The 20,750-nt window shown below is 40.8% G+C and carries 18 protein-coding genes; 8 read left to right on the top strand and 10 right to left on the bottom strand.

What is annotated here, in order from left to right:
• Positions 1–283: 283 nt before the first annotated feature.
• From RM553_RS11510 to RM553_RS11495, 4 genes are all read left to right on the top strand, one after another.
• Positions 284–703 (top strand): hypothetical protein, encoded by a 420-nt coding sequence (locus tag RM553_RS11510; RefSeq protein ID WP_311535080.1) that lies wholly within the window; start codon positions 284–286, stop codon positions 701–703.
• 156 nt (positions 704–859) lie between these two features.
• Positions 860–1,939 (top strand): efflux RND transporter periplasmic adaptor subunit, encoded by a 1,080-nt coding sequence (locus tag RM553_RS11505; protein WP_311535159.1) that lies wholly within the window; start codon positions 860–862, stop codon positions 1,937–1,939.
• A gap of 23 nt (positions 1,940–1,962) precedes the next feature.
• Entirely contained in the window at positions 1,963–5,199 is a 3,237-nt protein-coding gene (locus tag RM553_RS11500) for an efflux RND transporter permease subunit (protein ID WP_311535079.1), read from the top strand.
• Positions 5,192–6,643: a TolC family protein gene (locus tag RM553_RS11495; protein ID WP_311535078.1), complete on the top strand. Its 1,452-nt coding sequence runs from the start codon at positions 5,192–5,194 to the stop codon at positions 6,641–6,643. The genes RM553_RS11500 and RM553_RS11495 overlap by 8 nt, the downstream gene beginning before the upstream one ends.
• 134 nt (positions 6,644–6,777) lie before the next feature.
• Here the strand turns inward: RM553_RS11495 and RM553_RS11490 are convergent, their stop codons facing one another.
• The gene (locus RM553_RS11490; protein WP_311535077.1) at positions 6,778–7,368 is read right to left on the bottom strand and encodes an HD domain-containing protein; all 591 of its coding nucleotides are present in this window, start codon (positions 7,366–7,368) and stop codon (positions 6,778–6,780) included.
• Positions 7,369–7,847: 479 nt separating this feature from the next.
• Here RM553_RS11490 and RM553_RS11485 point away from each other — a divergent pair, with 479 nt between their 5' ends.
• Positions 7,848–9,644 (top strand): adenylate/guanylate cyclase domain-containing protein, encoded by a 1,797-nt coding sequence (locus tag RM553_RS11485; RefSeq protein WP_311535076.1) that lies wholly within the window; start codon positions 7,848–7,850, stop codon positions 9,642–9,644.
• Between the two features lie 541 nt (positions 9,645–10,185).
• A complete protein-coding gene (locus RM553_RS11480; protein WP_311535075.1) occupies positions 10,186–11,592 on the top strand; it encodes a hypothetical protein in 1,407 nt (468 codons plus the stop codon).
• Between the two features lie 592 nt (positions 11,593–12,184).
• On the opposite strand, the gene RM553_RS11475 is transcribed toward RM553_RS11480, so the two are convergent.
• From RM553_RS11475 to RM553_RS11460, 4 genes are all read right to left on the bottom strand, one after another.
• Entirely contained in the window at positions 12,185–12,490 is a 306-nt protein-coding gene (locus RM553_RS11475; RefSeq protein WP_311535074.1) for a hypothetical protein, read from the bottom strand.
• A 422-nt stretch (positions 12,491–12,912) separates the two neighbouring features.
• Complete coding sequence (locus RM553_RS11470) at positions 12,913–15,090, bottom strand: xanthine dehydrogenase family protein molybdopterin-binding subunit (protein ID WP_311535073.1); 2,178 nt, start codon at positions 15,088–15,090, stop codon at positions 12,913–12,915.
• A gap of 25 nt (positions 15,091–15,115) precedes the next feature.
• Positions 15,116–16,102: an FAD binding domain-containing protein gene (locus tag RM553_RS11465; protein WP_311535072.1), complete on the bottom strand. Its 987-nt coding sequence runs from the start codon at positions 16,100–16,102 to the stop codon at positions 15,116–15,118.
• Positions 16,103–16,143: 41 nt separating this feature from the next.
• Positions 16,144–16,944, bottom strand: a complete 801-nt coding sequence (locus RM553_RS11460; protein WP_311535071.1) for a 2Fe-2S iron-sulfur cluster-binding protein — start codon at positions 16,942–16,944, stop codon at positions 16,144–16,146.
• 133 nt (positions 16,945–17,077) lie between these two features.
• Here RM553_RS11460 and RM553_RS11455 point away from each other — a divergent pair, with 133 nt between their 5' ends.
• Both RM553_RS11455 and RM553_RS19740 read left to right on the top strand, forming a co-directional pair.
• Positions 17,078–17,290, top strand: a complete 213-nt coding sequence (locus RM553_RS11455; protein WP_311535070.1) for a hypothetical protein — start codon at positions 17,078–17,080, stop codon at positions 17,288–17,290.
• A 38-nt stretch (positions 17,291–17,328) separates the two neighbouring features.
• Positions 17,329–17,448 (top strand): hypothetical protein, encoded by a 120-nt coding sequence (locus RM553_RS19740; RefSeq protein ID WP_432271461.1) that lies wholly within the window; start codon positions 17,329–17,331, stop codon positions 17,446–17,448.
• Positions 17,449–17,459: 11 nt separating this feature from the next.
• Here the strand turns inward: RM553_RS19740 and RM553_RS11450 are convergent, their stop codons facing one another.
• The 5 genes from RM553_RS11450 to RM553_RS11430 form a co-directional block, all read right to left on the bottom strand.
• On the bottom strand, positions 17,460–18,074 hold the full coding sequence (locus RM553_RS11450) for a hypothetical protein (RefSeq protein ID WP_311535069.1): 615 nt from the start codon (positions 18,072–18,074) through the stop codon (positions 17,460–17,462).
• A 475-nt stretch (positions 18,075–18,549) separates the two neighbouring features.
• A complete protein-coding gene (locus RM553_RS11445; RefSeq protein WP_311535068.1) occupies positions 18,550–19,203 on the bottom strand; it encodes a nucleotidyl transferase AbiEii/AbiGii toxin family protein in 654 nt (217 codons plus the stop codon).
• An 8-nt stretch (positions 19,204–19,211) separates the two neighbouring features.
• Complete coding sequence (locus RM553_RS11440) at positions 19,212–19,691, bottom strand: helix-turn-helix transcriptional regulator (RefSeq protein WP_311535067.1); 480 nt, start codon at positions 19,689–19,691, stop codon at positions 19,212–19,214.
• 356 nt (positions 19,692–20,047) lie between these two features.
• On the bottom strand, positions 20,048–20,362 hold the full coding sequence (locus RM553_RS11435; protein WP_311535066.1) for a hypothetical protein: 315 nt from the start codon (positions 20,360–20,362) through the stop codon (positions 20,048–20,050).
• A complete protein-coding gene (locus RM553_RS11430) occupies positions 20,355–20,696 on the bottom strand; it encodes a hypothetical protein (RefSeq protein WP_311535065.1) in 342 nt (113 codons plus the stop codon). The genes RM553_RS11435 and RM553_RS11430 overlap by 8 nt, the downstream gene beginning before the upstream one ends.
• Positions 20,697–20,750: the final 54 nt, after the last annotated feature.

Genomic DNA, 20,750 nt, shown 5'->3' with positions numbered 1-20,750 from the left:
ATATAGTAAGGCTAATCATGAATTTTTTTATATTTCAGTGTAATCAGAACAATCTCTGTTCGCTCCTAAAACTTTAAGATTACAAAGTAGGCAAATTCTTCAGAAAATTTTTCGATTAATAGAAACAGGAAGAGTTTAAACTTTACCTGCGCACTAAATAATTGTCTATCAGATATTAACACAAGCTCCCGGATTTAAAGGGCAAATTTTATAAAAATTAGTTAAACTTTCTTGAATATCTTCTTGTTCTTATTTAGAACATTATATAGTTTTGCCGACGCATATGAAGTTGCTCCTCAGATTTTTTATAGCGTTTTTTATTCTGCTGTTTAGCGGATTAGCCCAGGTCTCTGCCCTCAACCTGCACAAACAGGCTACAACTTATCTTTCCCAGGCCAAAAACCATTCAGCACAGGCCAACAGCGCTCTGGAAAATAACAATGCTTTCTTCAGGCATTGCAACTCTTCAGAAACAAAAAAGAAATTCGCTGAGCCTGAAGAAACAGAAATTGAAGAATCTCAGGAAGAATCAAATGCCTTCAATAAAAACTTTGATAACAGCAATTTAGAAACTCTTTTTTACGCTGTATTATCAAAATACCTATTATGCTATCCCAGCAATCGCTTCTCCCTTAGCGAACAAACCAGCTTATTTTCATCCAACAGTCCTGCATATATCAGGTTCTGTGTCCTTAGATTATGATTCTAAATTAGGCGGGCTGTTTTAAGTAACTGCCTGCTTCTTTTATGCTGCCGCGTTTTCTTCAGCAATTCTTCTGAAGACAGCTTCCGGCAAAGCATCTTTTTGTCCTATCCGGAACAATTCAACAATTATATTTTATTTAAAACCTTAATGATGATGAGGAAAATTCTCATGCTAGTGGCCTTGTGTATGCTGTTTTGTGGCACAAGCTGTAAATCGGAAAAAGAAAAAAAGGAAGTGGAAACCAAATTCCTTGTTACCAGTCCGATAGAAAAAGACACCATAATCACCAAAGATTATGTTGCGCAAATTAACTCTATAAGAAACATCGAGATAAGGGCCCAGGAGAAAGGTTACCTTCAAAAAATTTATGTGGATGAAGGTGAAAAAGTAAAAGAAGGGCAGCTTTTATTTAAGATCACTCCCAGCCTCTACCAGGCCGAATTGCAAAAGGCCAAAGCAGAAGCCGATTTTGCTGAAATCGAGTACCAGAATACCAAGAAACTGGCCGATAATGATGTGGTTGCCCCTAATGAACTTGCCATGGCCAAAGCACAGTATGACAAAGCTAAAGCTGAAATGGCGCTGGCGCAGGTACACCTGAATTTTACTGAAATACGTGCGCCTTTTGATGGGATTGTGGACCGGCTTCATTTAAAACTTGGAAGCCTTGTAGAAGAAGGCGAGCTGCTCACCACCCTTTCAGACAACAGCAAAATGTGGGTTTACTATAATGTGCCGGAAGCAGAATACCTCAACTATGCCTCTACCGGAAGTAAAGAAAATACGCAGGTAGACCTGCTAATGGCGAATAATAAAGAGTACGATCAACATGGCGTGGTGGAAACCATTGAAGGGGAATTTAACAATGAAACCGGGAACATTGCCTTTCGTGCTGTTTTTGACAATCCAAACGAACTGCTAAGACATGGGGAAACAGGAAGTATCCTGATGAAAATCCCTTTGGACGATGCCCTGCTCATCCCGCAAAAAGCAACCTTTGAAGTTCTTGATAAGCATTATGTGTTTGTAATTGGAGAAGACCATGTGGTGCATCAGAAAGAAGTGAAGGTAGGAGCAGAAATGCCGCACTTGTTTGCAGTTGAAAATGGATTATCTGAAAATGACAAAATATTGCTTGAGGGCATACGAATGGTGAAGGATAATGAGAAGATCAATTATGAGTTTGAAGAGCCGGAAGAGGTTTTAGCCGGCCTGGATATGTATGCCGAATAGTAATCTAATAATCATTAAACAAAATGTTTAAAAAATTTATTCATAGACCGGTATTGGCCATTGTAATCTCGGTAATCATTGTCTTTACGGGATTACTCGCGATAAAACAACTGCCAATATCACAGTTCCCACAAATTGCCCCAACCACGGTCAATATTTTTATTGCGTATCCCGGGGCAAGTGCAGACGTACTTGTAAAATCCACCCTTATCCCGCTGGAAACCTCAATAAACGGGGTGCAGGGAATGCGCTATATCGCTTCCGATGCCACCAGTGCGGGGGAAGGAACAGTTCGTGTAATTTTTGAGCCCGGAACAGACCCCAATGAGGCGGTGGTAAGGGTAAAAACACGCGTAGACCAGGTAATGCCCTTGCTGCCGGAACTGGTGCAACGAGAAGGGGTAACCATTACTCCTGTACAGCCAAGTATGCTTATGTATGTGAACCTGTACAGCAAAGACAAGAACAACGACGAAAAATTCCTGTATAATTACGCCTATACGAGGATAGTCCCCGAAATTCAGCGGATTAACGGTATTGCCAGCGCCAAGATCCTGGGAAGCCGGAAGTATGCCATGCGCGTTTGGCTGAAACCGGACAGGATGCGCGCTTATAATATTTCTGCGGAAGAAGTGCTGGAAGCCATGGACGAGCAGAGCATCCTGGCAAGGCCTGGGAGGCTTGGTAGAAGCTCCGGAAAAAAAGCCCAGTCCCTGGAATATGTGCTAAGCTACCGCTCCAGGTATAGTGAACCTGAAGAATACAAGGACATTATCCTGCGCGCCAATGAAGAAGGAGAAATTATAAAACTTGGAGATGTCGCCGATGTGGAACTTGGTAGCGAATTCTTTGATATTTATTCCAACCTGGATGGCAAACCCTCGGCTTCCATTGTGCTTAAACAAACTTTTGGAAGTAATGGTAGTGATGTAATAAAGGATGTAAAAGATAAACTTAAAGAGTTAAAAGCAGATTTGCCCCCGGGAGTTGATTACCAGATAAGCTATGATGTTTCCAACTTTTTGGACGCTTCTATAGAGCAGGTGCTGCACACGCTAAGAGATGCCTTTATCCTGGTGGCCATTGTGGTTTTCCTCTTCCTTGGAGACTGGCGCTCCACGCTTATTCCAATTATCGCGGTGCCCGTTTCGTTGGTTGGCGCTTTCTTTATCATGCAGATTTTCGGGTTATCTATAAACCTCATCACGCTCTTTGCGCTGGTATTGGCCATTGGTATTGTGGTAGATAATGCCATTGTGGTGGTGGAAGCAGTGCACGTGAAGATGGAAGAAGAAAACTTATCCCCATATAAGGCTTCCCAGGAGGTACTTGGTGAAATAGGTGGTGCCATTGTCGCCATAACTTTGGTTATGGTATCGGTGTTTATACCAATCTCCTTTATGTCTGGCCCGGTTGGAGTATTTTACCGGCAGTTTTCGATTACCATGGCCGGTTCAATTGTAATTTCCGCAGTGGTGGCCCTTACCCTTACCCCTGTGCTGTGCGCCATGCTTTTGAAGAACAACCATGGAAAGAAAAAGAAAAAATCACCGGCAGCCAGGTTTATTGACTGGTTCAACAGAGGTTTTGAAAGGCTTACCGGAAGATATGTTGGCTTTTTGAGATATATCGTAAACAGGCGGGTACTCACCTTCGGAATTTTACTGGCCTTTTGTGCCGGTATCTTCCTCACAAATCAGGTATTGCCGGCAGGATTTATCCCAAGTGAAGACCAGGGGATGATCTATGCTATTATTCAAACGCCTCCGGGAGCTACTTTGGAGAGGACCAATGAAGTGGCTAAAAAGCTTCAGAAAATTTCTGAAGAAATTGAAGGTGTGGAATCTGTTTCTTCCCTGGCTGGTTACGAGATCATGACAGAAGGCCGCGGTTCCAATGCCGGAACCTGTCTCATCAACCTCAAGCCATGGTCTGAAAGGGAACATTCTGTACATGAAATCATGGAAGAGCTGGAAGAGGAAACCAGGGATTTAGGCGCCGTTATAGAATATTTTGAACCACCAGCGGTTCCCGGTTTTGGTTCTTCGGGAGGATTTTCCATGCGTTTGCTGGATAAAACGAATTCTACAGATTACCATGAATTCGAAAAGATAAACAATGAATTCCTGGAAGAATTAGGGAAACGTAAAGAACTTTCAGGCTTATTCACCTTTTTTGCTGCCAATTATCCGCAGTATGAGCTGAGCATAAACAATAAAGCAGCCATGAAAAAAGGAGTTTCCATAAGCAAAGCCATGGAAAACCTGAACATTCTTATTGGTAGTACCTATGAACAGGGATTCATCAGGTTTGGAAGGTTCTTTAAAGTTTATACCCAGGCTGCACCCGAATATCGCCGCATTCCTTCAGATTTAGAGAAATTGTATGTAAAAAATGAAGAAGGTGAAATGGTGCCTTATTCGGCTTTCATGAAAATGGAGAAAAAGCTGGGCCCTAACGAGATCACCAGGTATAATTTATACAATTCCGCAGCCATCAGGGGGCTTCCCGCACCTGGCTATACCAGTGGCGACGCTATAAACGCTATTCGCGAAGTGGCCAAAGAAAAACTACCCCACGGCTATGACATTGCCTGGGAAGGGCTTTCGTATGACGAGGCAAACAGGGGGAACGATGCGTTGTACATCTTTATTATCGTTCTTGTATTTGTGTACTTTGTGCTTGCGGCACAGTATGAAAGTTTTTTATTACCATTTGTGGTGCTTCTTTCCCTGCCTGTTGGGGTATTTGGCTCCTTCCTGCTGCTCAAAATAATGGGGCTTTCCAACGATGTTTACGCCCAAATTGGAGTAATTATGCTGGTTGGGCTTCTTGGTAAAAACGCCGTGTTAATTGTTGAATTTGCCGTGCAAAAGCACAGGCAGGGCGCTACCGTTCTTGAAGCTGCCATAGAAGGTGCCAGGATGCGTTTCAGGCCAATTTTAATGACCTCATTCGCTTTTGTTGCCGGGCTAATCCCACTTGTTATTGCAACAGGTGCCGGGGCAATAGGAAACAGGACCATTGGTGGATCTGCAATGGGAGGAATGCTTATAGGTACCCTCTTTGGGGTAATACTCATTCCCGGGCTGTATTTTATCTTCGGAAAAATGGCAGAAGGCCGCAGCCTAATTAAGGATGAACATGACGAACCAATGTCTGAAGAGTTTATGCGCACCAGTGAAAGCAGCATAAGGCTGAAGTTGCGCAAAATGAACAAGCAATTGAAAAAATTAATGAAAAGAAAAGGAGATGAATAAAAAAGCATTCTTCATATTTAAGAACAAAAGGTCATGGCTATTGGGCGTTCTTGTAACAGTTGCGCTCTATAGCTGTGTCCCCACCAGGGAGATAAAGGAAGAAAATCCACCACTCCCTGAGAATTATAAGACTGCTGCGGAAAATGACAGCGTAAATTCCGCGGTAATTGAATGGAAAGAATTTTTTAGCGACCCTTACCTGAATAACCTCATAACCAAAGCTCTTGAAAACAACCAGGAACTTAATATGACCTTGCAGGAGCTGCAGATTGCCAAGAATGAAGTTAGGGTGAGAAAAGGCGAATATCTTCCTTCTATTGGATTAAAAGCCGGGGCCGGTGTGGAAAAATCAGGGAAATATACCAGGGCCGGTGCCGTGGAAGAAAACCTTGAAGTTGAAGGGGAAGAATTTCCCGATCCCCTGCCCGATTATATGATTGGCCTGCAGGCGAAGTGGGAAGTAGATATCTGGAATAAATTACATAATGCGAAAAAAGCAGCCGTATTAAGGTATCTCTCTACTGTTGAAGGCAGGAATTTTATGGTGACTAATCTAGTTGCTGAAATTGCCAATTCTTATTTCGAATTGCTGGCGCTGGACAACCAGCTGGAAATCGTTAAGAGAAATGTAGATATCCAGAGCAATGCTTTAAGAATTGTAAAACTTCAGAAGGAAGCTGCAAGGGTTACTGAACTTGCCGTGAGCAAATTTCAGGCTGAAGTTTTGCATACCAGGAGCCTTCAGTATGAAATTCAGCAGAAGATCACAGAAACCGAAAACAGGATAAATTTCCTTGTGGGCCGTTATCCGCAGCATGTGGAGCGGGATGCATTAGCATTTGTAGATTTGGTGCCCAAGGCCATCAACGCCGGTCTTCCTTCACAACTCCTGGCAAACCGCCCCGATATTAAACAGGCAGAACTGGACCTTGCGGCGTCTAAGCTGGATGTAAAAGTAGCCAGGGCCAGGTTTTATCCTTCACTGGGAATTTCAGCCAATATAGGTTACCAGGCTTTTAATCCTGATTACCTGCTGGACACGCCACAGTCTTTGCTTTATTCCATAGCAGGCGATATCGCTGCCCCACTTATTAACAGGAATGCCATAAAGGCAGAATATAGCAGTGCAAATGCAGAACAGATTAAGGCGGTGTACAATTATGAGCAAACAATTCTGAATGCTTATATTGAAGTAAGCAACCAGCTTTCTAGGATCACCAATCTTGAAAAAAGTTATGATCTAAAGAAAGAAGAAGTAGAAGCGCTAAACCGCTCTATTAATATTTCTAACGATTTGTTCCGGTCTGCCCGGGCAGATTATATGGAGGTTTTACTTACCCAGCGCGATGCCCTGGAGTCTAAATTCGATTTAGTTGAAACCAGGATGCAGCAAATGAATGCAATGGTGAATATGTACCAGGCTCTAGGTGGCGGCTGGAATTAATTTTTTCTTTATTGTTTGATTTGAGAACCCCCTGAAGTCTTAGGATTTTTGGGGGTTTCTTTTTTAGCATTATTAGCAAAAATCTCTCCTGCTTCCCATGAACATCCAGGAGGAGACCTTAAGGAACTAAAACTTCAGCTTTGCTTACGCACTTCCTTTTTAATATGTTCAAGATTCGCCAGTTTGCCGGGTTCACGGTTCTGCTTACAGTAGTTGGTATGGTAGCTGTGTTTTGAAATAAAATCAATCTGGATTTCGTTCCACTGCTCCCTGCTCATATTTGGATGATAATGAAGCAGTTCCTTATACAACCTGTTGCTTATTGCATTAAACTGAGGAGTACCCAGGTATTCCAAATCGGCATCTGCAATAATATTTTCCAGTTTTGTTTCAGGCTTTTGAGGTATTCTGGTAGCCAGGATCATTTTGCAAACCTTATCCACATCCTCCTTCTCCAGCCCATCATTTACAAGCTCCTTATGCGCAATACTGCAACTTATTTCTTCATGTTTTTCCCGGCTTTTCATAAACCCGGTGTCATGATACAAGGCCGCAAGCTTTAATAAAAACAGGTCTTCTCCCTTTACATGTTCCTTTCCGGCAATAAAAATTGTCTGGTCCAATACATGCCTGGTATGGGCGGCACTGTGATAATGGAGCCAGGAGGGTAGGTTTTTCTCCAGGTTGGAAATCACTCTGGCATAAATCTTATGGAATTGGTCCATTAAAGAAGGTTTAAGTTGTACCGTGACGGATTTTAAAATAAAGTCAAAAAGGATAACCCGCGAAAGAAAAACGAAATTATCTCATAAATCCTACCAGGTTATTCATAATTGCGCAATTTGCATTGAAATAATGAAATCCATTCCTCTAACTTACCAATTTTTTGCGGATTTTTCATACCTTCAACATGCTTTTATACAGATAGTTACAGAGGCCCCACATCAGAAGACAGGAAAAAGGAAAGAAATCTAAGGATTAAAAGGGGAATACATCAAGATAGGTAAACTTTTTTTCGAAGGCTAATTGTTGAAAATAATCTAAATCGCAAGCTTTTTTTTATGCTGAAGCCGAGAACCAGAGCTTGATGAGTATGATTTTTTTCAGAATTGACAGATGAGATTCCGGCGAGCAATTTAAGAATTACCTCTTTTAGTTCCAGGTTACCAACAACCTGGGTAAATAATAACCATTACCTAATACAATGCATTTAAAGGAAATTATTTGCTTCATCGTATTTTGCCTTTTCTGTTCTGCAGGAATTTGCCAGGATCAGAAGAAGGCAGATAGCCTGAAGAATGAATATAATTCCGGCAATGCACAAAGTGATGATCTTAAACTGCTAAGAGACATTGCAAAAAATGAGACCAAACCAGATAGTAGCCTGAAATATTCTGAAATACTCATCACGCATGCCCTGGCAGATTCCAATAATATCATGATTTATGACGGCTTTATGCAAAAAGGGGCTGCATTGAATATGAAAGGGGATTACGACCGCGCTTTGGAAGCTTTTTTCCGGGCTATGGATTACGCTAAAAAAAGTGAAAACAAGAATAATGAAGCATCCTGTTATATCGCGATTGGGAATGTATATTCCCTAAATGAAAATGCTTCTAACGCCGGGTATTATTATAAAAAAGGACTGGAAATTTTCAGGAAAGGAAAAGATTCGCTGTTGCTGGGAAAAGCTTTGTACAATGCCGGCGACGAATTTTTAAGGATCAATGAGCTGGAAACAGCAAGGGAATATACCAGGGAAGCTGCGGCAATATTCGAAAATAAGCAATTTTTTATGGGCAGGGCTTACTGTCTTGGGAACCTGGGAAGGATTTTCGCAAAATCGGGCAATGATGTAGAAGCGGAGAAATATCTAAATAGTGCTATTAACCTGCTGGAGGATTTTGGGGATTATAATGCCATCTCCGAATTTCTTACGTATATGGCCGACATTTATCTTGAAAAAGGTAATAAAGAAAGAGCGCTGGAATATGCCGCAAGAAGCCTGGACCTCGCGAAGAGGTATGGTTTAAAAGACCAGATCTCTGAGTCAAATTTGAAATTATCGCAGTTATATGAGGCCACCGGCGATTCAGCTAAATCTTATAAATACTTCAAAAATTACGTGACTTTCAGGGATAGCGTTACCAACCTCGAATCTGTTCGGAAAATGGCCGATTTGCGTACCAATTTTGAAGTTTCCCAAAAACAGGCTGAAGTAGACCTGCTGCACCAGCAAAGGCGCTATCAAAAAAATATTGTTATTGCAGCATGTATCGCTCTTATCCTGTTTATGTTACTGGCAGTTGGCCTGTACCGCCGCAACATTTTTATCCGCAGGACAAATTTAATTATTGAAAGGGAGAAAAACAGGTCAGACCATCTGCTGCTGAATATACTTCCTGAAGAAACCGCGGCAGAACTAAAAAACAGCGGTAAGGTAAAAGCCAAAAAGTTTGAAAAGGTAAGTGTGCTCTTTACAGACTTTAAAGGTTTTACCAATTATGCCGAGCACCTGTCCCCGGAAGAACTTGTGGAAAGTGTAGATTTCTACTTTTCCCATTTCGACAAAATAATTGAAAAACACGGACTGGAAAAAATAAAGACGCTGGGAGATTCATATATGTGTGCTGCCGGGGTTCCTTTTCCTGTAGAAGACCACGCTGAAAAACTTATAGCAGCGGGCCTGGAAATGTTGGATTTTGTATCAAAAGTTAAACAAGAAAATCCTAAAGGAGGAACCTGGTTTGAGATGCGCGTAGGCATTAACAGCGGCCCTGTGATCGCGGGAGTGGTGGGCAGGAAAAAATTTGCCTACGATATATGGGGCGATACGGTAAATATTGCCTCCCGGATGGAGGCTTGTTCTGAAGCGGGTAAACTCAATATTTCCGAAAACACCTATAACCTGATTAAAGACAGGTATAATTGTGAATACAGAGGAGAAATTGAGGTTAAAAATAAAGGCCGCATGAAGATGTATTTTGTAAAAAAAGGATAGAAATCTTTTATACCGGATAAATTCTCCGGGACGAATTTTAGTCTGTGAGAGCTAAATTTTCCTACTAACAACCTTATTTTTCTGACACTACCTATTCAATAACAGTATTTTAGCGAATTTGCAGGAAGTTAATCTAAAAGAATTTTTTCCTGGCTTCTTCTTGTTTACATTAGCAGTACCATAACATAAGTAGGTTAAGTTCATGGTAGATTTGGGGCAAAAAAAGGTGGATGAATGTCCACCTTTTTTTAATGGAAAAAACGTCGATTATTTCTTTCCCACCCTAACCAGATTAAACAAAAAACGGAGAAGCTCCTTACCTCTCTTTACCTATACACCCCCCATAGAATTTCTGAAAACACCCCTGGTGTTGTTCATAAAGGTTAGAATAATGCATTTGCAATTGTTCTTTATGTTCTTCAGCTTTAGCAGGGCAGCTATGCCATGTATGGAAACATTTGCCAGCAATTGCATTTCTATAAAACAAGAGCGAAAAGATTAATAGAAATACCATTTAATAACTAATCCAAAACCAGAAATTATGAAAAAATTTAAAGTCTTTTTTACCTCCCTGGCGGTGTTCGTGCTTTTTTTTACTTCCTGCGATAAAGACGAAACTGCCACCGAAGAGCCCGAAGTGTCCACCGACATTGCGTATTTATCTTTTGGGCCTGTTTTAAACAGTATGTTAAACAGAGCTGCCTTAAGGCAGGAAGTTTCTGATCTCCCTGTTTGTTCAGATGCAGCCCCGGCCTACGTACAACTTTCCCTTACCTATGGGGATTCCAACATTCCCGTTGAGGTTACTGTAGGTGTCCTGAGTGATGAAAATGGTTTTTTTACCGCCTACGATGATGAACTGGAAATTCCAGTACCTTCAGGTTCCACAACAGTCGCTGTAACCCTTACAGATTTCCTTGTGCTGAGTGACAACGGAGGTTCTCCCGGAGATATCATCTGGGCCGCGCCAAAAACAGGGAGCACCTACGCCGCGTTTGTGGACCAGCCGCTTCCAATGAGCTGGGACCTGAGAGCTGGTTCAAAAACTTATATGGATATTCCTGTATTGTGTTTCGATAACAGGCAGGTAAACCTTTATGGATATCTTTTCTTTGATATCATCCCTTCCCAGGTTTCCACACTTTGTTTCTTTGCAAACTACTGTACACCTGCAGGAAGGCATTATACTGCCAATTATAGCCTGGATCTTTATCTGGGAACTTCAGCGGCAGGCATACCTCTATATCTTGATCAAATGCCGGCTACCGGGATGGATGAGGATAATTATGCAGATCCGGTTTGCCTGGGGGTTCCTGCCCCGGCAGATGGTATAGGGGATGATGATCCTTATTTGTATTATGAAATCACTTTAATGGACTGGCCCGGGAACTACGGAACAGCCGGAGATTATGTAGAAACCGGGACCCTAAGCTGGAACGAGGTAGAGGCTTTGCTTAACGAAGATGGAACCACCGCAGAATATGAGCACGTTTTTATTAATTGCGGGGAATCAGAGGAACCCGGGCAGGACACCTATGTTTTACTCACTATAGATACTGAAAATATTACGGAAAATAACATGAATACAACAGTAGTGTTTACAGATGACAGAAGTGATATCTCAGAAAATCCGGGGGATCCAGACAGCCATGTAGCACTGGTAGATAAGGGCATGAAAATCTACTGGATGGGCCAGCCGCTTAATAGCAACAGCGATGTTACCATTCAAATTCTGGATGCATACCGCAAACCCGAAGGAGGGCCGGTAATCTTAACAGATGTATATACCTCTTCCAGCCTTGAAGGTGTCCTTATAGGCCAGATTAGGGAAGATTATGTGAGTGAGCCGGAATCTTATAGCATCGTTTTCAGGATAAATGACGGAGAAACCCAGCACACTTATACAATTGATCCTAAACTGAAAATGAGCAGTTCCACTACGCAATAGATTGTTGTTTTGTTAATAATCTGAAAGCTACTATCCAAAAAAGAAAGCCGGTGTTTTAATTAACTACCGGCTTTTATTATTTAAGAGAGAATCCTTCGTTCCTGATTCCAGGAATACCTTTTAAAGTATTTCTCCTGGAGGTTATCTTTAGGAAAAGAGTATTTGATGTTTTTTCATTTATGCATGTGTTGTCAACGGCGGGTGCCGTGGTTGCAGAAAAACGGATTCTGTAAAGACTTTTTTTGAATTTTAAAAAAATTGCTCGTTTTATTCAATTTTAAAAACTTCAGAATTTCAACACATTCGCCCATTTAAAAAGGTACATAATCAGGAAGGTACCCCCGGTACCAACGAATATTGCACCTTGCCAGTAGAAAGTTCTAGTCCCGCTGGTCATCTTTCAGAAAAGAAAAGTAATTATTAAAAAAACAGCTATAGCCATTAGCCATATTTCCTCCATTTTTCAGCCTTTTATTTTATATACTCAGTTGTAGCCAGGTTTAATGTTCTTAACAATAAATGGGATTAGAGACAAGACTTTCCGGCTTGAGCGTTTTGTTCATGATTTTAAAATTACACCTTTTAGTTCTTTTTAACTTGTAAGGCCAAAACATTGATCAAGATAGAGTTTGAGATAGTAGACAAAAATCAAAGTGATGACTATAGATACAGCCAGGACTTTGAGTTCCTTGATGAATTCCCTCCTTGCCTTTAGCCTTATTTGGGCAAGCACCTTCTTTAATTCATTTTCATTAACACGTTTATAATATAACCCGTCATTTCTAATTTTATCAACATAAATATTCTCCCGAAGATCCTCTTTAAACTTCGGACGATTAGAATATAGTAAGGATTTGTTATGTTCGTGAAGGCTTTTTGGCCCCCTATCTACAGACATCGTTTTTTCTTCTTATTTGTATAAAATTGATCTTCAGAACATTAATGAAGTATTTAAAGTTAAGGAATAAATTTGTAAAGTTCGATATTCCTGTAAACTCCAGGCTTAACAGGATTTTAAAACAATTTGCTGAAGATCCGGGAGCTAAAATTACTTCCCTCTGAAGTAACCAAAAAAGGAAATATTTCATCTATACTACCTCAACAAGTGTATCATCAAGATTAGTAGAAAGAAAGTCAGGTTTGGAAAGCTTTAGGATGATTGCAGTCAAATTATATTTATTTCCGGGGTTATAAAACACAATCCTAAAAGATGAAAATGCCGGGAAGAAATTACTTAAAGCTATTAACCTGCTTTACCGGGATCTATCCTGCAAATTATAAATTTTCCCACCTCATTGAATCCTGTCGAAGATAATTTTTTTAGGAAACCACCCCCGATTCCACAGGAGCCACCACTAATTTCTCAGGTGTTATGGGTAAATCCCGCATTCGCTTTCCTGTAGCATTGAAAATGGCATTGGCAATAGAAGCCGCCACACTGGTAATCCCCAGTTCTCCTATCCCCTTCACCCCCATTTTGTTGGCTATTTTATCTTCTTCTGGTAAGAATATAACGTCTATATTAGCCATATCAAGGTTTACCGGCACGTGATAATCAGCAAAAGAACGGGTAATAAAATTACCAAAATTCGGTTCTACTTTTGTCTGTTCGGCAATTACCATTCCTGCCCCCATGGTTAAGCCGCCGATAATCTGACCATATGCGGTTTTAGGATTGATAATTTTCCCTGCAGAACCTACATTTACCATCCGCTTTATTCGGTACATCCCGGTGTCTTTATCTACCCATACTTCCGAGAAATTGGCCCCGAAAGAGAAAACTGAATGATTTTTAAATTCTTCAGATGGGGCTGCGGTACCTTCTGCTTCAAACCTGGCCAACTTGTTCTGCCTGAGCAAATCTGCCACAGCTACCTCCTCGTCCTCTGCTATATTACGGTTCCTTTTTAATTCAGATATAGCGTTCTCACAGGCTGCACGGGCACCATTACAATACGATGCCGCTCCCCAGGATCCTCCCGAACCTGGAGTTACCGGAAAATTAGAATCTCCCAGTTCCACCGTTACCTGTTCTACAGGAATTCCCAGGTATTCTGCTGCGGTTTGGGCTATAATGGTATAACTTCCCGTTCCAATATCGGTCGCATCCATCTGGACAGTGGCATGCACCTGTCCCTTTTCCATTTCCAAAATCACCCGGGCAGATGTTTCCCTGTAAGGCGCCCTTCGGGAAGCCGCACTTACTCCATAGCCAATAAGCCAGTTTCCCTCCTGTTTGGAACGGGGCTCCATATTTCTGTTTTCCCATCCAAATTTATCGGCACCAATACGCAGGCATTCTTTCAGGAGGCGGGATGAAAACGGCCTGTCTGTACTTAAATCTATTTGAGTGTCATTTTTAATCCGAAATTCAACAGGATCCATTTTTAATTTCCATGCCATTTCATCCATTGCAGATTCCAGCGCAAAACTTCCGGTGGCCTCTCCAGGTGCCCTCATGGCAAAAGGGGTTTGGAAATTCATGGGTATCAAACGATATTTGATCTGATTATTGGGAACATCATAAAGCATTTTAGATATCATTCCGCAGGGCTCCTGGTACTCCTGATAAGTAGAGGTATGGGATAATGTTTCATGGGAAAGTGCCGTAAGGGTACCATCCCTTTTAGCTCCAATCTGCATTCGCTGTTCATTATGCTGCCTCATCCCGGTATTGGTAAACATCTGATGCCGTGTGACCGTTACCTGTACAGGGCGGTTAACCATTTTTGAAGCCATTACGGCCAGTGTCGCATGGCGTTCCACATTTAGTTTTGAGCCAAAGCCTCCACCAACATAAGCGGCGATAACCCTTACATCTTTCTTCGGAATTTGAAAAGTATCCGAAATTGCTATCGTGGCATTTTCCACCATTTGCTGGCTCGCATAAGCTGTGACTTTGCCATTTTCCCAGGAGGCGATAATCGCGTGCAGCTCCATTGGGTGGTGATGTTCTAGAGGCGTATTATAGGTGGCATCCAGGGTTTCATCGGCTTCAGCCATTCCTGCAGCCATATCTCCACGGGAATAGTCTGGATTTCCCGAGGGTTTATAAGCTTTTGCCTGTGATTCATCAAAATGTATGGTTGGATCCGGATCTTTTTTATATTCAAATTTGACTAATCTGGCCGCATATTGTGCCTGTTCAAAAGTTTCAGCTATAACCACACCAACATATTCCCCGTAATAATTGATCTTTGGACTTTGCAAAACCGGGGCAATAGTGGTTGTGGAAAGTTGTGGCATCTCCTCATCAAAGCTATTCAATTTTTCAGCATTCTTATAGGTGATTACCGCAAGCACCCCGTCTAATTTTTCTGCTTCGGAAGTATCTACAGAGACAATCTCGCCCTTGGCAATGGTACTGTTGATCCCTTGCGCATACACTTTATTTTCTACAGGAAACTCAGAAGCATATTTTGCCATTCCCATTACTTTTAACCGGCCTTCTACCCTGTTAATGGGATTTCCTACTCCAGATGCGTTTAATGTCTCCATAATGCTTTTTTAGTTTTCAGATTGCTCAGGCTTTTCTTTCGTAAGCCTGGCTTAAGGCTCTTACAATAGCCTTTTTTCCCATTTCTACTTTATACTTATTATCCTCCAAAGGTTTCGCATCCTTTATGGCAAGCTCTGCAGCAGTTTCAAAATTTGCCTGGTTCGGTTTTTTTCCTGAAAGGAATTTTTCAGCTTCAAATAATTTCCAGGGCTTATGGGCAACCCCTCCCATCGCAAGTCCGGCTTCAGCAATTACGCCACCTTTGATGTTTAATCCCGCTGCAACCGAGACCAGGGCAAAGGCATAACTGGCGCGTTCGCGAATTTTCAGGTAATAATAATGATCTGAAAAAACAGGTTTTGAAAGATGTATAGCCGTGATCAATTCCCCCGGCATAAGGTTGGTATCTTTTTCAGGATGGTCTCCCGGCAAGCGGTGAAAATCGGTAAATTCAATCATCCTGGAGGACCCATCGGGTTGCTGAACTTCTACTGTTGCCCCAATTGCTGCCAATGCCACACACATATCTGAAGGATGAACGGCCACGCAGTCCTCACTCCACCCGAAAATAGCATGTGTGGCATTCATGCCATGAAGGGCGCCGCATCCTGTGCCAGGTTCGCGTTTGTTGCAAGGCATAGATGTTTCGTAAAAATAAGGACAACGGGTGCGCTGTAGCAGGTTTCCACCATTGGTAGCCATATTGCGAATTTGTGCCGTGGCCGCCGAAAGCATTGCCATAGATAATAAAGGATACCGCGTCCTGATATCGGGATGGTTTGCCGTATCTGAATTACTTAGCATCGCGCCCAGTTTTAAACCCCCGTCTTCGTTTGGGGTAATTCTTTTATAATCCAGGCTGGCAACTTCTATTAGCTGCCCGGGACGCTCCACATCCTCTTTCATCAAATCTATCAGGTTTGTTCCGCCCCCTAAGTAGTGGGAATCTGAATTTGCTGCCCGGAGTGCTTCTTCTGTACTTTTTGCTCCTGTGTAAGTGAATGGCCTCATGCTAATGTTGCTTTTTGTTTTCCGAAAAGAAAGTTGACTGCCTAAGCGTTTTTCGCTTTTTCCATTTGTTCCCGGGTGGCAAACTCCCAGGTTGGCATTTCATCATCCCCGGAATGTACTTCCTTAAATGCCTGGACGATGTTATTATAAGTCCCACAGCGGCAAATATTTCCCGACATTCTTTCCCTTATTTCTTCTTCGGAAAGTTTTAAATTGGTCTCAATATTTTTGAAGTTTTCTGTTACATAACTCGCCTCACCGTTCTTGGCTTCTTCGAGCAATGCCACGGAAGAGCAAATTTGCCCGGGTGTGCAATAGCCACACTGGAAGCCATCGTGTTTCAAAAATGCCTCCTGCATAGGGTGGAGCCTGCCATCTTCAGCTAAACCTTCAATAGTCGTGATTTCCTTATCCTCACAGGTTGCCGCTAAGGTAAGGCAGGACAGCTTTCGCTTGCCATCAATCATCACCGTACAGGCACCACACTGGCCGTGGTCACAACCTTTTTTGGACCCGGTAAGGGCCAGGCGTTCACGCAAGGCATCAAGCAGCGTAACCCTGGAATCCAGTGTTAAAGGTTTTACCATCTTGTTTACCCGAAGATTTACTTTCACTTCGTTAAGAAGAACTTTTACCTCGTCGGGAAGATTTTCTGCGGTTTGCGCGAACAGCTCTGAAGTAAAATAAGGAGAAGCCCAGATGCTTAAACTGGCCGCGGAGATTTGCTTTAAGAACTTTCTACGGGAGGACCCGTTTAAACCAATTTCATCGAAAATTCTTTCTTCGTCTTCAGTAAAATTATCAGAATCTCTTTTACTTTCCCATTTTTCCAAATCTTTCATAAGCATTTTTTTAGGGGGTAAGCGGAAACAATAAATTTAAAGATTTTAATTTCTTAAAGCGTTATCATTATGTTAATCAGCTATGTCTTATAGAAATGGTGATTATAGAATGATTGATTTTTATTAAAATTTATTGAAGCAGAAAGTTTATGCAGCACCAAATAGGGCTAATTTAAAAGGGGATAGTACTTATCACTTGTCTTTATTTGAAGATTCAGTAGAAATTACGGGAGTGGTAAATATAGTCGTAGATATAACCGATTTTAAAACTGCTAAAAAACATCTCTCAGAAAGTGAAAAAAGGTACCGGCAGATTGTGGAAACCTCGCAGGAAGGATCTGGGTGATCGCTGAAAATAACATTACCACTTTCGTCAACCAGCGTATGGCAGAGCTCCTAAAGTATTCCAGGAAGGAGATCATTGGAAAAGATATTTCCTATTTTATGAATCATAAAAGCGGTCCAGGATCCATTCTTTCCGGCATTCTAAATGCATATTGCTAATCCGGCTCCAGCTATTCACAGGTTGGTTTTAAAAATGGAACACCATCTCTGGTTTCCATTACATATCCATTGTCCAGCATAGGTTTAAAGCTCTTATCCAAAGAGAAATGCCATAACAAAAAACCATAGTCACACTGATTAATACGGCCTGCCCGGTATTCTTTTTTCATCAGTTTTTTTAATTTTTTCCAATACTTTTGAGGAGCATACTGCAGGAGAAAAAAAGGATTAAAATCGGGTTCACTAAATTCCTTATCAGTGTACTGCCTGATCCTTTTTATGGTAGGAAAACCATACTTTTTGGTAATGCTTATCATCCTTTTCGTATGTTCCGCATCTTTGGGATAAATATAATTGTTGTAAATGTGGTTCCTTAGATCGCCATCACCAAAGTCCAGCTTAGGCAGCTCCGGCAGCCCCAGGCTGTCCAGTAGGTTTTCTGGCAGCTCGTTTTCACGCCCGCCAGTAGTTTTAAGACTTGCGTAATTCCGCAGAAGCTTATCATACCTGTACATCAATTCCATTTCTTCCACCAACACCGCGAAATCCTGCTTAAAAAGTTTTTCTTTAGACTGGGAAAAGCCTGCTGAGCAGACAAACAAAAAGAGAAGTAAAAAAAATTTCATCAGATTTTAAATAATTAGTTGTGCCTTCATAACGGTCTGCGGCAAAGATATGCTTCTATACAAATTCTTCAAACTGCTGACCTTTCTTAAATGATTCGGGGGTACCCCGAAGGAGTGAAGAAAAGGACAGAGTTTAAATTACACTCCCAGGCACTTGTTTTCAAATATTTCCAAAATGATCTTTTATGAGGACTTTCCCAGCGGGAACCCTCCAATTTGCACGCTTAGAACGGCTATCCCAACAGGTAACCGAAATGGATCTCTTTAAACTGAGCCCGGCACGTTTTTATCAACCGTCTTTATTAGGTCCTAATCTTTTAGAATTGCGTTCTCTTTTAATCCTGCAATTTGTTTATCCACAGCTCTTTCTGAAATATTTATTACTTCAGCCATTGCCGAAGCTGAGATAATACTAAATGGAAGATCTTCTCAGAACTTTTTCCCACTCGTGTGAGGCACCCGTAATACCTAAAAATCAGCGGCTGGTGCTCCTGTAGGCATAAATAATTTGTTCAATATCATCCTTAATGAACTCCCAGTATTTTCCTAACAAACATATAGGATCAAAATCATCATCGGCTTCAGTAAAATTTATAAAGTTTTGTAGTATAGCTTCTTTGTCGTGACTATAAGGATAGCGCTTTTCGTGCAATTGTAACATTTGATCCAAACTATATGAAGCAAAAAGAGCATGAAGGTCCCAAAAGTCCTTTTTGCGCCCTCCACGTTGGACTACATCTACCTTCATAGCAATAATTTCTTCAGTAGAAGCCATTCGAATTGTATCTTCCATAAATGGAGGCTGAATAAATTCATCAGTATAAAAAACATCCAGTTTTATATAATTATTCTCATCCTCTCCAATGATAAATGATTTTCCCATAGCAGGAGGAATAGCCAAATAATCTACATGCTGAAAATTAGCTTTAAGATATGCAGTTATTTTGTCAAAATCAATGCTGCCATAATCCGCATCAGTAAACAGATCAATATCAATGGATTTTCGGTGTCCAATCTTTAAACTTAAAGCGGTACCACCAACTAACCTGAAGTCCCTGAACTCCTCAACAACCATCAATTTTAGCAAACTTTCGTGAAGTAATTTATTTATGCTGTTGTAATGAAGCATATTGAGGATTAGCTTATATCTGAATGAGCTTTACGATCTATGGCATGTAATACAGCATCCACTTTTTGACTGCCATAAAAACGCAGGATTTCTTTTTTTTCAGATTCATTTCCGCGCTCAAATACCCTTTTTATGACTGCTTTATATTGTTTCCTCCAGTCAATACCATTAATGTCCGTATCCCAGAATAATGATCTTCTTAAAACAGAAAGCTTAGGTGCTTCGGTTTCCCGTTTTTCTTTTTCCTTGTCAATATCATAATACGTTTGCAGAACAGCCAGTGTCCCTTCTTCCAGGTTGAGCTTATTCTCAATTTTTAATGCCAGAGCCGTGTTCAGGTTTCTTTTGCCTTTGGTAATTGTATTTAAAGTTTGCGGATGCTCGTTTATGCTCAAAGCAAAAGGACGTTGTTTTAAAGAACGCTTTTTTAACTCACGCCCTAAAACAATTCCTGGATGAATGCCTTTATATTTTAATAAATTATCCATAATTTAAATATAAACAAAATTGCTTATAAATATTTATATTTTCCTATAGAAATCGTATATAGACCAATTAATAGCTGTTTTTCAGACACTTAATTCAAATAGTTCTCTGCAACCTCCGGGCGCAAAGCAAGATTTGTCATGACAATGACACATCTTGCTTTGACATCAATTTATTCTTTTACTGGCCTAGTAAAATTTACTTGGCGCATGATGATGCTATCATTTTTTATTTCATCTACATCAATTATAAATATTATAACATCTTCTTCCCAACTATCATCTTCTTCAAATGTTTTAGCAACTTTTATATAAGGTGTATTTCTAAAAAAATTGATGTCAAGTAATATTTTATCCTTTCAAAAAGAACTGTGCTTTTGTAAAATTATAGGTGGTTTACCACCAAACATTTCATATGCTTTTTTGCTTTGATTGAAATGACCAAATTGAAATTTAGTATCACCGTATGTATCCTTTTCCGCCTGCCTAATTCGAAATTTTATTGAATTTTTTAATTTTTCATCAGGTTCTCCTGCCTGAACTGCTTCTGTAAAATCTAGTTTTTCCATTTCATCATATTGATTATCAAATAAGATATAAACTGTGTCTTTTTCCTGAGACAACAATAAAGTTGGAAATAAAATCAATAGAAAAGTTGAGAAAATCTTATTCATTACAATTAGGTGTTGTTGTAGAGTTTCCTTCTGCTCCGTATTTATAAAGACTTATTTTTTCTGCATCTGCATTATCAGAATAATCATCACCAGCAACCGTCCCATCTAAACCTCTATACGATACATATTCATAAAATTTATCCCAATCCCAAATAGAGTTGTCGTCATAACCATTTAAAAAACTGCTATCATTTAATTTTGGATGCACTTCTTTTAGTGCTTTTTGCATTATATTAGTATAACCAGCAGCCATTATTTCCTGAGACCACTCTTCATGTTTGTCTCCTCCAGGACTAAACCCTCCACCGCCAACGGGACCACATTGCACTCTCATAATTTAAGATGTATGACAGCTCCAATCTGCGAGACTATTTTGACCACCAATACC

The sequence above is a fragment of the Autumnicola tepida genome (assembly GCF_031846485.1).
Classification (GTDB): Bacteria; Bacteroidota; Bacteroidia; order Flavobacteriales; family Flavobacteriaceae; genus Autumnicola; species Autumnicola tepida.
This window is presented reverse-complemented; position numbering and strand designations above follow the sequence as displayed.

What these genes read in the sequence shown, in the direction of transcription:
- RM553_RS11510 (WP_311535080.1), top strand. Translation starts at nt 284, where the DNA reads ATGAAGTTGCTCCTCAGATTTTTTATAGCGTTTTTTATTCTGCTGTTT.
- RM553_RS11505 (WP_311535159.1), top strand. Translation starts at nt 860, where the DNA reads ATGAGGAAAATTCTCATGCTAGTGGCCTTGTGTATGCTGTTTTGTGGC.
- RM553_RS11500 (WP_311535079.1), top strand. Translation starts at nt 1,963, where the DNA reads ATGTTTAAAAAATTTATTCATAGACCGGTATTGGCCATTGTAATCTCG.
- RM553_RS11495 (WP_311535078.1), top strand. Translation starts at nt 5,192, where the DNA reads ATGAATAAAAAAGCATTCTTCATATTTAAGAACAAAAGGTCATGGCTA.
- RM553_RS11490 (WP_311535077.1), bottom strand. Translation starts at nt 7,368, where the DNA reads ATGGACCAATTCCATAAGATTTATGCCAGAGTGATTTCCAACCTGGAG.
- RM553_RS11485 (WP_311535076.1), top strand. Translation starts at nt 7,848, where the DNA reads ATGCATTTAAAGGAAATTATTTGCTTCATCGTATTTTGCCTTTTCTGT.
- RM553_RS11480 (WP_311535075.1), top strand. Translation starts at nt 10,186, where the DNA reads ATGAAAAAATTTAAAGTCTTTTTTACCTCCCTGGCGGTGTTCGTGCTT.
- RM553_RS11475 (WP_311535074.1), bottom strand. Translation starts at nt 12,490, where the DNA reads ATGTCTGTAGATAGGGGGCCAAAAAGCCTTCACGAACATAACAAATCC.
- RM553_RS11470 (WP_311535073.1), bottom strand. Translation starts at nt 15,090, where the DNA reads ATGGAGACATTAAACGCATCTGGAGTAGGAAATCCCATTAACAGGGTA.
- RM553_RS11465 (WP_311535072.1), bottom strand. Translation starts at nt 16,102, where the DNA reads ATGAGGCCATTCACTTACACAGGAGCAAAAAGTACAGAAGAAGCACTC.
- RM553_RS11460 (WP_311535071.1), bottom strand. Translation starts at nt 16,944, where the DNA reads ATGAAAGATTTGGAAAAATGGGAAAGTAAAAGAGATTCTGATAATTTT.
- RM553_RS19740 (WP_432271461.1), top strand. Translation starts at nt 17,329, where the DNA reads ATGGCAGAGCTCCTAAAGTATTCCAGGAAGGAGATCATTGGAAAAGAT.
- RM553_RS11450 (WP_311535069.1), bottom strand. Translation starts at nt 18,074, where the DNA reads ATGAAATTTTTTTTACTTCTCTTTTTGTTTGTCTGCTCAGCAGGCTTT.
- RM553_RS11445 (WP_311535068.1), bottom strand. Translation starts at nt 19,203, where the DNA reads ATGCTTCATTACAACAGCATAAATAAATTACTTCACGAAAGTTTGCTA.
- RM553_RS11440 (WP_311535067.1), bottom strand. Translation starts at nt 19,691, where the DNA reads ATGGATAATTTATTAAAATATAAAGGCATTCATCCAGGAATTGTTTTA.
- RM553_RS11435 (WP_311535066.1), bottom strand. Translation starts at nt 20,362, where the DNA reads ATGAATAAGATTTTCTCAACTTTTCTATTGATTTTATTTCCAACTTTA.
- RM553_RS11430 (WP_311535065.1), bottom strand. Translation starts at nt 20,696, where the DNA reads ATGAGAGTGCAATGTGGTCCCGTTGGCGGTGGAGGGTTTAGTCCTGGA.